A 12329-nucleotide genomic window follows, 5' to 3' on the forward strand; every position below is an offset into this window, starting at 1 on the left:
CCATCCCAACGAGATACAATAATGAATCTGCATACTGTCTCCATGCATACTCCTAATTGTGTGCTCGGGGGGTCAGAAACTTTAATTTGAGACAACCTCCTCATATCCATACCTCCTAAGGTAGGCATATTTCCACAAAGAGCTACGACTTTTCGCTCTGCTCCTTCTGCTCAGCATCTTGTTTTTCATACGCTTGCAAAATTTGTTGTACAAGGGTATGACGAACAACATCTGATTGTTGCAAGTAGATAAAAGCAATATCTTTCACTTTGTCCAAAATTTCAATAGCAACTTTTAGACCCGATTTTTTCCCGCGTGGCAGATCAATTTGAGTTAGATCCCCATTTATGACCATTTTTGATCCAAACCCAAGTCTTGTTATAAACATCTTCATTTGTTCTCTTGTTGTATTTTGTGCTTCATCTAATATGACAAAGGCATCATCTAAAGTCCGACCACGCATATAGGCAAGTGGTGCAACTTCAATCGTGCCACGTTCCATTAATCGAACCGTTTGCTCCATCCCTAATACATCATGCAATGCGTCATAAAGAGGACGCAAGTACGGATCTACTTTTTCCTTTAAGTCTCCAGGAAGAAACCCTAAACTTTCACCCGCTTCAACAGCAGGACGGGTTAAAACAATTCGTTTCACATGGCCTTCCTTTAAAGCCGTCACAGCCATGACGACAGATAAATAGGTTTTTCCTGTCCCTGCTGGTCCAATTCCAAACACCATATCTTTTCTCTTCAATGCAGACACATAATGACGTTGTCCAAGTGTTTTGGCAATAATGGGTTTTCCCTTAGCATTCGTTGCCACTTTTTCATCATACAGCTCAAGTAACTCTTCAAGACGATTATTCTCTGCTAATTGAACAGCATAAACAACATCTCTTTCAGAAATAGAAATCCCTTTTCGTATTAATTGTATTAAAGTTGAAATTATTTGGCGAACGATCTCTATCTTGCTACTATCTCCCGTTACAACAACTTCCTCACCACGGGTGACTAATGATACATCAAGATGCTCTTCTATTCGCTTCAGATGTCTGTCATTAGGACCAATAAGAGCTTGTGTCTCATTGGCATTCTTGACTTCTAACTGTACTGTTTTCGTTTCTGACAATAGACTCAATCTCCTTGAATAATCGGTTGCTCCGATGTGATATCTTCTATTACTTGGTAATGTATCCGTAAGTTTACTTTACCATTCTCAACTGCTTCGTGCAAAACTTTTTCGCCAATGATTTCAGCATCATGTGGCAAATCATTTATTAATTCAACACGAGCTCGCTCCCGAGCGGCGCGAACGGCTTCTTCTTTTGTATACGAACGTTCATGTCGTTTGGTTTCAAGATAATCATTTCGTTTATACGTAATCGGCAAAGACCAGTTAAAAAGTCTGAATGGTCTTTCATGTAAAGACTCAGCTGATTCTTCAAAAGGAATAGAACCAAACCCCCAAATAGGAATATCAAATCCAGATAGCGATATATAATGCTTTGATTTTTTTTCACCAGTTAATGTTGTAAAAAGTGTATCTAAAGATGCCGAAACGGTAGACTGGTACCAGATCTCACCAAGAACGACTGCTTGAGCAGGGACTAACTCCTTTTCCTCATCTTCTGCATCCTTCTTGCCAATATAGCCAGAAACAAGAAGATCTCCTTTTTGTACAAAATCATTTGGTTTTACAATAGCTTGGCCATGTTCAACGAAGATTTTATGAATGATTGCTTTTTTTGTTGCTACTAAATGCCTTGGACTATACCTTTCTGCTTCTTCTGGGAGTTGTTGCTCCACTACTTCAAATTCGAAGGTCGTCCCTTTTTGCCTCACACCAACCCATGTTGCACCTTGAACTAATTCTGTAACATCTCTTTGAATCAGTTCGACACTCGGAAGGGAAAATTGAAAAGCTCCTCTTTTTATCCCCATTTCTGTTACAACTTGTCTTAATTCATGTTCTACTTGGGGAGAAGCCCCCTTAATTTCAACCCCCCAAACCATATTTGAGAGGATAAACATAATAACTAAAAAACTTGCAAGACCAGCGATGAACCCAGAACGAACGATCATTCGCCTTATCAAAAACGGCACACCATTTCGCTGGATAAAGGATACTTTACAGTTTGTCATTCTAAGAAGAGGTCGAATCCGCTTGGCATCTTCTACATTCATATAACAGACAATACGATTATCACCAATCTTCTTTATCTGCCATATTGAAATCTCCTCTTCAATACACCTATTTAAAAACCTCTCTGGATAATCACCATCTATCCTCACTCGCACATAGCCATGTAAATGGTTAGTCCAATTATTCTTCATTGTAGTTTTTCCCCCTTTAAAACATACATATACTTAATCGTCTGCTATGTACGTGAATCGTCTAGATAGAGTACTTGATCAATTCGCCCTTCAAGCAGAAGCTCTTCAGGTAATATTGTTTTTATGACAAAATGATCACCTTTTATCAATAATTGTCCGTGCTTTAGTAATAAACGAAGCTCCTGATTTGAAAATCTTAGAACACCACGATGGTTTTCAATGTATATATGCAACTGGCCAATCATTGTAATACGCGGCAGGTCCATCATGACATCCGCAGGCAATTGCAGTTGTTTAGTCATCCAGTTCTTCATTTGCTGTCTCATCTTTTTCATAAGTGAACCCCCTCTCCTCTAATCTTTATGATCAATGGTCAGTTGATATCACAACGAATCGTTTTCAATACAAAAAAAAGAAGCAGTGCCAAGTAGGCACAGCTTCTTTAACGTTTTCTTGCAAACGTATTATGTGGTTGACGAGCTCGCGGTCGACCAAGAATTTCAGACCATACCACAGCTTTCATCGCTTCTTGATTAGATAAACGGTTCAACTGAAGGTCAAGTCCTTCCCTGTCTCTTGAGACCTTTGTTGTTTCCTCACGCTTTTTGCGATTCCACTCAGGATTTTTTTCTCTTTTTTTACGTAATTCATCATATCGATCTCGGAGCTCTTGCTCCCTTAGATCCCTTTCGAGTGGGACGTCGAGCTGTGGTTGTTCAATTGTTTGAGCTTGGACAGGCTGTGGCTGTGGTTCTGGCTTCATCTCTTCTTGTTTGAAGATATCACGCCAATCCACTTGCTCTTCCTGTTGCTGAGGCTGTCTTGGTCTTTGATTAGTGTTTCGACGTTTTTCCTGTTGCTCTTGCCCACCACCAGCCATACGACCGAACATACTAATAAGACCACCAATAAGAACAGCAACAAAGATAAAATTTTGAGCAATAAACTCAAGTAAGTTTTCTAAAGGCACATTCATCTCCTCCTTTCATTTTTAGGGGAGGAATCATGATTATTCACCCTTTTTGTTGCCTGAATCTCCATCAGTTGCTTTACTAATGGAATCACGCATATCCGTGTCAGCCATTACATTCTGATAGTTCATATAATCCATAACACCCATGTTTCCTTGACGTAAAGCTTCAGAAAGTGCCATCGGAACTTCAGCCTCTGCTTCCACAACCTTCGCACGCATTTCTTCAACTTTCGCTTTCATCTCTTGCTCTTTCGCTACAGCCATTGCACGACGCTCTTCTGCTTTTGCTTGAGCAATTTTCTTATCAGCTTCCGCTTGATCCGTTTGCAATTCAGCTCCAATGTTTTTGCCGATATCAATATCTGCAATATCAATTGAAAGAATTTCAAATGCGGTACCTGCATCCAATCCTTTTGAAAGAACCGTTTGAGAAATCATATCTGGATTTTCCAACACTTTTTTGTGATTGGTTGCCGAACCAATTGTAGAAACAATCCCTTCACCAACACGCGCAATAACCGTATCTTCACCAGCACCCCCGACTAAACGGTCAATGTTAGCTCGAACTGTAATACGTGCTTTTGCTTTAACTTCAATTCCATCCATCGCAACACCTGCAATAAAAGGCGTTTCAATTACTTTAGGATTAACACTCATTTGAACTGCTTCCAGTACGTCACGACCAGCTAAGTCAATTGCTGCTGCACGCTCAAAGCTTAATTCAATATTCGCTCGTTGCGCAGCAATCAAAGCGTTAACTACGCGGTCAACGTTACCACCAGCTAAGTAGTGGCCCTCTAACTTCGATGTGCTAAGATCCAGACCAGCTTTCACCGCTTTAATTAATGGATTTACAACTCTTGCAGGGATAACACGACGTAACCTCATTCCAACTAACTCAAAGATTCCAATTCGAACTCCTGCAGCTAAAGCAGAAATCCACAGCATAACTGGAACAAATGTAAACAATACGGCTAGTAAAATTAATAAAATCGCTAAACCAATTAACAATGTAACACTACCAGCATCTAATACCATTCTTTACTCCTCCTTTAATTGTTCTTTTACCTCACGCACAACTATGCGTGAACCAGCTGTATACACAACTTCAATTTTGCTACCCTGTCCAATATATCCTCCCTCGGAAACAACGTCAAGACGCTCTTGCTCAAAAACGGCCGAGCCAGAAGGACGTAATGGGGTTAAAGTCGTTCCGATTTGACCAATTAATTCTTTTCTAGTCTCATTCGAAATGTACCCCTCTTCAGTGTTAGTTGAAGCTGTATGGACAATTTTCTTCATTGGACCACGGTGACCAAAGTACTTAAAGATGAAAATGGCTGCTACCGTGGAAATAACGAGTGCGATCGCAATATAGATCAACATAGAAGCTGTTGAAAATGAAGCAAGAAGCATTCCACCAATGATCGCGCCAATCCCCAATAAGCCAAATATCCCAAATCCAGGAATAAAAATCTCAACCATTATGAGTAAAAATCCAATGACAAATAAAATCATGGATTCCCAACCAGCAAACCCTGCAAACATGTGACCAAAGAAAAATAATAACAAGGCAGAAATCCCCATAATTCCAGGCACACCAAAACCCGGTGAGTATAATTCAAGGACAAGTCCTAAACTTCCTATTGACAACAGAATCGGAATGACTACTGGGTGAGTGACAAATCTTGCAATTTGCTCCGAGAAACTAACCTCCATATCTCGCTCTTCCACATTGCCAAGCTCAAGATATTCAAGAAGTTCTGTACGGTTAGAAGCAATCGCCTCCGCATACTCTACTTGAATGGCTTGCTGTGCGGTCAATGTCAACAATTCTCCTTCGGGTGCCCCTAATTCAGGTAAATCAATGCGTTGATCAGCCATAGCTAGTGCATATTGCGGATCTCTGTCATTTAACTCTGCAGCACTCCGCATTTCTGATAACCAATATGATTGTGTTTTATCATCAGCTGCGTTTCCTGCTCCATCAATGACAGCCGCTGAACCCATTGTAGCCCCAGGTGCCATAATAATTTGATCGGTGTTCAGTGCAATATAGGCCCCTGCTGAAATCGCCTTATTTCTAACAAATGTAATAATAGGAAGATCAGTTTCTTGAATTAACATAGCGATATTACCAGCTGCGTCAACAGCACCACCTGGCGTATCCATTTCTAACACAATATGAGTCGCCCCATCTTCTATGGCCGTTTGAATCGACCGGGCCATAAAGGCTTCGAGTCCACGCTCCACCGTTTGTTCAACCGGGATATAATACACAACCGCGTCCTTTTGTGTCTCTTCCTCACTAAATACAAAAGACTGTATCGGTATTAGCAAGGCTGCTAATAGAAGAAAAAAGACAGAACACATAAGCCGCATACGTATTAACCTCATATTTCCCCTCCCTTCTTCGATGTTATCATCTTCTACGAAACAGATTTCATCAAGGTTTCATTTTTTCACTCATTTCATGTATACGTTTCGTTAAACCTATCCTTTTTATTCTATCACGAAAACGAATTCAAGCTCTAGTGAAAGCAAAAAACGCCTCATCTCTTATTTAAGAGATGAGGCGTTTGTGTCATTATGATAAATGTTGTTGCACAAGACGATTCACAAGACCACCATCAGCTTTTCCTTTAACCTTAGGCATGATTGCTCCCATGACCTTACCCATGTCTCCTTTGGTTGAAGCCCCTACTTCCTCAATTGTTTCTTGAACAATTTGAGCGACTTCTTCTTCAGAAAGCTGTTCTGGCATATAGTCTTCAAGTACGACAATTTCGTCACGTAACTTGGAAGCTAAATCTTCACGGTTTGCTTGTTCAAACTCATGGAGGGAATCCTTGCGTTGTTTCAGTTCGCGATTAAGCACCGTAAGGCTATCATCGTCCGTCAACTCACGTCCGAGCTTATACTTTTCGTTTTGCAACGATGACTTTACCATACGGATGACAGAGAGTCTATCCTTTTCCTTGTTCTTCATCGCATTCTTCATGTCTTGATTTAACCGTTCAAGAAGATTCAATGAAAGCACCCTCACTTCAATTAGAACTTACGTTTTCTTGCTGCTTCAGATTTCTTCTTACGCTTAACACTAGGCTTTTCGTAGTGCTTACGCTTTTTAACCTCAGCCAACGTTCCTTCTTTAGAGAGTGATCTCTTGAAGCGACGAAGTGCAGCATCAATCGATTCGTTTTTGCGAACACGAGTTTCTGCCATTTTATTTCCCTCCCTCCGAAACAACCAACTCAGGACGTACATCCTATCTCTGAGTGCACGTCTCTTAGCATTATAATACAATTAAATTAAACGGTCAACCGAAAAACGACAAGTTCCACTATCTTTCTGTTTCTTTTAAACCGTTTAACATTAAATCAATGTATATTTTTGACACTGCTTTCTCATCTAGCTCCCCTTTTGGATCAAACCAATGATAACTCCAATTTACAGCCCCTAGTATAGCAAGAGTCACAATATTAGCATGAAGATCTTTTCGAAACTCGCCTTCATTTATACCTGCCTCAATAACTTTTTTTATATTTTCTTTAAATTGATCACTCTTTTTAAAAATATCTTTTAAATGGTTCTCATTCAGATGTTGCATTTCTCGGAAGAATACTCGTGCACTTTGTCCATGCCCTTCTATATGTTTCATAAGCATATAAACCATTTCGAATAGTTTTTGCTCTTGTGTGCCTATCTGGTTTACTATTTCCTCTTGACTTACTAGCAAATCTTCAATATAGCGAAGATGAATTTCCATTAAAAGTTCCTCTTTGCTCTTAAAATAATAATAAAAAGTTCCCTTTGTTACTCCTAGCTCCTCCACAATATCTTGTATGGATGTTTCCGTAAATCCATTTTTTCCAAATAAACCAATACTTACTTCAATAATTTTCTCCTTCATTCTTACGTACGCCTCACAATCTTCTAAAATCATCCGCTTATTATACCATAAACATTTAAGGTATTTTCGTTTATGTACTCCTTGTTTCCACTGTTTAACTAGTACTAATTATGTCTTTATTCCTTTGAAAAGTTATATCTGCTAGGTTTGTTGTCTTTCTCATATGGAATAAAATAAATTGTTTCTTTTTTCTATTTTTTCCTGTCATGCTTGATCACCTTTGTCCATAGATTGAATAGAGAGGTGATCGGAGTGATCAAAGAATTATTTTCACTATTGGCTGTGTTTATTGCTTTATTCTTATTCGGGATGGTCGTGATGAGAGCAGGACTCTTCCAGATCGGACAAGCGCGTTTTAAAGAAGTCATACATCGATTGACCGATTCAGCTTGGAAAGGACTTATAGTTGGCGCTATTGCTACTGCGATTCTTCAAAGCAGCTCAGCAATCATAATCATGACGGTTGGACTTGTAGCAACAGGGCTCCTTGCCTTTCGTCATTCCATTGGCATCATCTTAGGAGCAAACATTGGGACGACCATGACAACGGAATTACTTGCTTTAGATTTGTCCATGCTGATCGTGCCTCTTTTAGCAATTGGTCTTATCGGTTTAGTGATTCCTAATAAAAAGGCCTATTCTATTGGATGTTTATCCTTTGGACTTGCCTGTATTTTTATCGCAATGGACGGCTTAGAAACTTTGGCTTATCCTCTTTCATCTATCCCATCCATCCACTCTTTTTTTGATTTAACGAATGATCATCAATTAATTGGAATTGGTATAGGGACTATTTTAACAGCAATTATTCAGTCGAGTACTGCCACAACAGCCATTGCTATGGGGTTTATGAGTGATAATGTACTAGGTCTTCCCGCTGGAATTGCCATTATGTTAGGGGCAAACATCGGAACTTGTGTTACGGCTTATTTAGCAAGTATTGGATCAGGTAGAAGCGCTAAGCTTGTTGCTTACGCGAATATTTGGCTTAATGTATTCGGTGTTCTCCTTTTTATTCCATTAATTGGTTGGCTTAGTACGTTTGCAAGTAGTTTAACATCATCACCTATGATGCAACTTGCTCATGCAAGTCTCATTTTCAATGTCATATGTTCAATAATTATGTTGCCTTTTGTAACACAATTCTCAAAGTTTGTTGAATGGTTACATTCAGAAAAAGCAGGTTAAAAAATAAGTACCTGTTGACCGATCGGTCAACAGGTACTTTCTTTTTTTCTAGTTCTGATATGACTGTGACATACTTTGGCCATATTGGCTTTGCCCTTGTTGGCTTTGCATCTGCTGGAGCTTTTGAAGTTCATTTTGCTGTTGCTGTTGTTGCTGTGTTTGTTGTTGCAACTGTTGTTGAGACTGATTGATTTGTTGAGTCATTTGGTTAAGCACATTAATGGATTGGATAGACTGACTTACACTTCCTAACATTTGTGTTGCTTGTTGAATGGATTGTTGCAAGTCTTGGAATGTTTTCTGTTGTTGTTGTTGAGCTTGACTGCTAATTTGTTGCATTTGTTGCAAAAGTTGATTTGTTTGTTGTTGTTCTTGACCAGAAGTCATCATTGAATTCGCTTGTTGTTGAGTAGACTGAAGTTGGTTTAGTGTAGATTGCATTGTTTCCAAATGTCCTTTTAATGGATCCAACTCTACACCAATCTCTAGTTCTGCCTCTTCTGTCACATCTTCAATAATTTCTTTTGTGTCTTTTTCCATTGCAAACTCCTCCTTAAATGACTGCTGGTTCATATTAATATGGTTAAGGTCTGTTCGACCAACATATGCAGGTGCCGGTTCAGGTCTACTTCGAAAGAAATAGGCTAGCGCACCTACAACGGCAACAAGCACAATAACAATGAAGAATAACATTCCATCGATGGTAATGCACCCCCTAAGCAATGCCCCAAACGGTAAAGTTCAGGACAAAAGTTATTATGGGCTAGTTACAAGACGAATATTAGGGACGACCAATGCCAATATCAGGAGGAATAAAAAAACCAAACTAAAACCTTCATGTTTTGTTTGGCTTTGTCCAACTTATTTCTAAGTAGTTATTTATAGGTGGCTACACGACCATCGTTGTCATGCTATTGTTCAGTAGGTATTGGAAATGTTTTAAAAATCTCCCCGTTTCGAATCCCTTCAACAAGGGATAATAACCAATAATAATAGCACTTTGATTGCTCAAGTAAATGATACATCTCTTCAGCCTCTCGCTTGTGACCTTCCGCAACATCATTTGCCTGCCTAATTTCATCAAGGACTTTTTGTGCTTGATGGATTGCTTCAAGATTAAGGTTCACTTCCCTTTCCCATTTTTTTGTGAAAAACTTGTTGAAAAACTGAAAAAAGTCTTTTTCAGCTACGTACGTGTGTTTTCGATTTCCACGTTGAAAAGTCTTTTTAACAATGTCAAATTCCTGTAACTTTTTCACCCCCGTACTCATACTAGGTTTACTCATCCCAAGTTCTTCACGCATTTCGTCTAAAGTCATATCCTTTTCAAAATACATGGTTCCATAAAGAATGCCTACACTTCGAGTTACTCCATATAAATCCATTGTTTCCGCTAAAGAGTCAATGACTAAATCTTTTGCTCTATTTATAGTTACTTTTGCTTTTTCATCAATTTGATTCATAGTAGGCCACCTCCTGTCTATATATTAAATTAATTAATTTTTTTCTTTATTAACTTAATGTTACTTGAATAATGTGAGATGTCAAAAAAAATTTGACGCTCTTTTTTAAAAAATCTCCAAATCTACACTCATACCAACACCTCCTCTTCGAAATAAATTTATTTTTTTATAAATTTTTCTTTGACAGGTTTTCAAGAGAATGCTAAATTTGAATTATTATAAACGTTAATTTTTTTCTTAACAAATTTAATAAACTTAACGATAAGGAGGCGATATACGTGGCAATTGGGCGTATGTATATTGATGGCCAGTGGGTTGAATCTCATACAGGTAACACAAGAGAAATCATTAACCCATATAATCAGGAAGTGATCGCAACTGTAACTGAAGGTGATGAAAAAGACTCACAGTTAGCAATTAAAGCAGCTCGTACTGCATTTGATAAAGGAAACTGGGCAACCACTCCTGCAAATGAACGTGGAGCAATTGTTCAAAAAATTGCTGAACTTATTCGCCGTGATAAGGAAGAATTAGCAAAATTAGAATCATTAGATACGGGAAAAACAATTATTGAGAGTTATGCGGATATGGATGACATTGCAAATGTATTTCAATATTTTGCTGGCCTCGCTGATAAAAATGGTGGCGAAGTAATTCAATCACCAGTTCCAGATTCAGAGAGCCGGGTCGTTCGCGAGCCAGTTGGAGTTTGTGGACAAATCAGTCCTTGGAATTATCCACTTTTACAAGCATCTTGGAAGCTTGCTCCAGCACTAGTAGCAGGTAACACACTTGTTGCTAAACCAAGTGAAATTACACCATTAACGACAATAAAAGTATTTGAATTAATGGAAGAAGCTGGTGTTCCAAAAGGAGTTGCTAACCTTGTTCTAGGGGTAGGTGGCACAGTAGGAGCCGAGTTATCTACTAGTTTAGATGTTGATTTAATTTCTTTTACTGGTGGAATTGAAACCGGGAAGAAAATCATGCAAGCTGCAAGTGGTAACGTGAAAAAGATTGCCCTTGAATTAGGTGGTAAAAATCCAAACATTGTTTTTGCTGACGCTGATTTTGACACAGCTGTTGATCAGGCTTTGAATGCTGTCTTCTTCCATGCTGGTCAAGTATGTTCTGCTGGATCACGATTACTAGTAGAAGATTGTATTCATGACCGTTTTGTTGAAGCTGTTATTAATCAAGCTAAGAAAATTAAGTTAGGAAATGGCTTTGTTGAAGGAACACAAAGTGGTCCACTTATTTCTGCAGAACAACGTGCAAAAGTAGAAAGGTATGTAGAAATCGGTAGGCAAGAAGGAGCAGAGCTTGTATTAGGTGGCAAACGTCCTGAAGATCCTGAATTACAAAACGGCTTTTTCTATGAACCTACTATTTTCACAAACTGTACTTCTGATATGAGAATTGTTCAAGAAGAAGTATTTGGACCCATACTAACCATTGAAAAGTTCTCAACTGTAGAGGAAGTAATCGAAAAAGCTAATGACACGATTTATGGCTTGGCAGGCGCCGTTTGGTCAACCGACATCGAAAAAGCAGAAACGGTAGCTTCAAAATTACGTATGGGTACCGTTTGGATTAATGATTTCCACCCGTACTTTGCGCAAGCGCCTTGGGGTGGCTACAAACAATCAGGCTTCGGCCGCGAACTTGGTCATATAGGACTAGAAGAATACACAGAAGTCAAACATATCTTCCGCAACAAAAAACCACAACCAGCAGGCTGGTTTGTGTAAACATAAAGGTCCGGTTTTGACCTTTATGTTTACAACAGGGGTGCGCGGAGTCGCTGCTTTCTTTTGAGTCATGAGGAGTGCCCTTCTCCTCATGACGTGCAGCGTACGAAGCCACCCCCACCTCCCAAAAGGTCCGGTTTTGACCTTTATGTTTACACAGGGGTGCGCGGAGTCGCTGCCTTCTTTTGAGTCATGAGGAGTGCTCTTCTCCTCATGACGTGCAGCGTACGAAGCCACCCCCACTTCGTTTAAAATGAAGGAAAAGGCTGAGACAAAACTAAGGTGTTTAACTGAGAATACGAACGGTTCACAATTCTTGCGGAGGAAATATACGTAGAGTCACTGTGGGATCGAAGGCAAGGGTGAGACCCCACAGTGCGTAAGCAGAGGCCACTGAAAAACTTCCGTTTTTCTTTGCTTAATAAGAAGCTAAATAAAAAAAGGCAATTTCTATCCATTATTGGATGAGAAGTTGCCTCTTTTCCTCTTTATTTTCCTATTCATTTTCTCTCAAAATCTTTAGTATTCTCTTGATATTCACCGCAAATATCGTGGTTGCAGCTTGAATTTGCATACCAATCAGACCCGAGGATGTTGCAATTTTGAACCCGTGTCGATGTTTTAATTCGCTATTTTTTGCTTCTATTTTATAACGTGACCTCGCCATTTCTTTAAACTCTTCCGTTTGTTGAAATGCTTCTTGTTCA

14 protein-coding genes are annotated in these 12329 nt (G+C 39.2%); 2 read left to right on the top strand and 12 right to left on the bottom strand.

The annotated features are described in order from the left end of the window. Positions 1–142: 142 nt before the first annotated feature. The 9 genes from N0O92_RS16355 to N0O92_RS16395 all read right to left on the bottom strand — a co-directional run bounded on the left by N0O92_RS16355 (position 143) and on the right by N0O92_RS16395 (position 7220). Positions 143–1129 (bottom strand): PhoH family protein, encoded by a 987-nt coding sequence (locus tag N0O92_RS16355; protein ID WP_315615731.1) that lies wholly within the window; start codon positions 1127–1129, stop codon positions 143–145. Positions 1130–1134: 5 nt separating this feature from the next. Further along, a complete protein-coding gene (gene yqfD, locus N0O92_RS16360) occupies positions 1135–2334 on the bottom strand; it encodes a sporulation protein YqfD (protein WP_315615732.1) in 1200 nt (399 codons plus the stop codon). Between the two features lie 44 nt (positions 2335–2378). Further along, positions 2379–2669 carry a sporulation protein YqfC gene (gene yqfC, locus N0O92_RS16365; RefSeq protein ID WP_315615733.1) on the bottom strand — a complete coding sequence of 97 codons (291 nt, stop codon included), beginning with the start codon at positions 2667–2669 and terminating at the stop codon, positions 2379–2381. A 107-nt stretch (positions 2670–2776) separates the two neighbouring features. Beyond that, complete coding sequence (locus N0O92_RS16370; RefSeq protein ID WP_315615734.1) at positions 2777–3304, bottom strand: hypothetical protein; 528 nt, start codon at positions 3302–3304, stop codon at positions 2777–2779. Between the two features lie 39 nt (positions 3305–3343). Continuing rightward, positions 3344–4345 (bottom strand): flotillin-like protein FloA, encoded by a 1002-nt coding sequence (floA, locus tag N0O92_RS16375; RefSeq protein ID WP_315615735.1) that lies wholly within the window; start codon positions 4343–4345, stop codon positions 3344–3346. Between the two features lie 3 nt (positions 4346–4348). Then, positions 4349–5704 carry an NfeD family protein gene (locus N0O92_RS16380; RefSeq protein WP_315615736.1) on the bottom strand — a complete coding sequence of 452 codons (1356 nt, stop codon included), beginning with the start codon at positions 5702–5704 and terminating at the stop codon, positions 4349–4351. Between the two features lie 190 nt (positions 5705–5894). Then, positions 5895–6338, bottom strand: a complete 444-nt coding sequence (locus N0O92_RS16385) for a GatB/YqeY domain-containing protein (protein ID WP_315615737.1) — start codon at positions 6336–6338, stop codon at positions 5895–5897. A 20-nt stretch (positions 6339–6358) separates the two neighbouring features. Further along, positions 6359–6532, bottom strand: a complete 174-nt coding sequence (rpsU, locus tag N0O92_RS16390) for a 30S ribosomal protein S21 (RefSeq protein ID WP_003323311.1) — start codon at positions 6530–6532, stop codon at positions 6359–6361. Positions 6533–6650: 118 nt separating this feature from the next. After that, complete coding sequence (locus N0O92_RS16395; protein WP_315615738.1) at positions 6651–7220, bottom strand: TetR/AcrR family transcriptional regulator; 570 nt, start codon at positions 7218–7220, stop codon at positions 6651–6653. A 252-nt stretch (positions 7221–7472) separates the two neighbouring features. Between N0O92_RS16395 and N0O92_RS16400 the strand changes: the two genes are divergently transcribed. After that, on the top strand, positions 7473–8408 hold the full coding sequence (locus N0O92_RS16400) for a Na/Pi symporter (protein WP_315615739.1): 936 nt from the start codon (positions 7473–7475) through the stop codon (positions 8406–8408). A 48-nt stretch (positions 8409–8456) separates the two neighbouring features. On the opposite strand, the gene N0O92_RS16405 is transcribed toward N0O92_RS16400, so the two are convergent. Further along, positions 8457–8948 (bottom strand): hypothetical protein, encoded by a 492-nt coding sequence (locus tag N0O92_RS16405; protein ID WP_315615740.1) that lies wholly within the window; start codon positions 8946–8948, stop codon positions 8457–8459. 371 nt (positions 8949–9319) lie between these two features. Then, complete coding sequence (gene cudC, locus N0O92_RS16410) at positions 9320–9871, bottom strand: choline uptake/conversion transcriptional regulator CudC (protein ID WP_396334536.1); 552 nt, start codon at positions 9869–9871, stop codon at positions 9320–9322. 293 nt (positions 9872–10164) lie between these two features. Between cudC and betB the strand changes: the two genes are divergently transcribed. Beyond that, positions 10165–11622, top strand: coding sequence for a betaine-aldehyde dehydrogenase (gene betB / locus N0O92_RS16415; RefSeq protein ID WP_315615746.1), 1458 nt, complete (start codon positions 10165–10167; stop codon positions 11620–11622). Positions 11623–12118: 496 nt separating this feature from the next. Here the strand turns inward: betB and N0O92_RS16420 are convergent. After that, a partial coding sequence (locus N0O92_RS16420) for a transposase (RefSeq protein ID WP_315615741.1) occupies positions 12119–12329 on the bottom strand: 211 nt, incomplete at its 5' end.

The organism is Alkalihalobacillus sp. MEB130 (assembly GCF_032335535.1).
Lineage (GTDB): Bacteria > Bacillota > Bacilli > Bacillales > Bacillaceae_D > Halalkalibacter.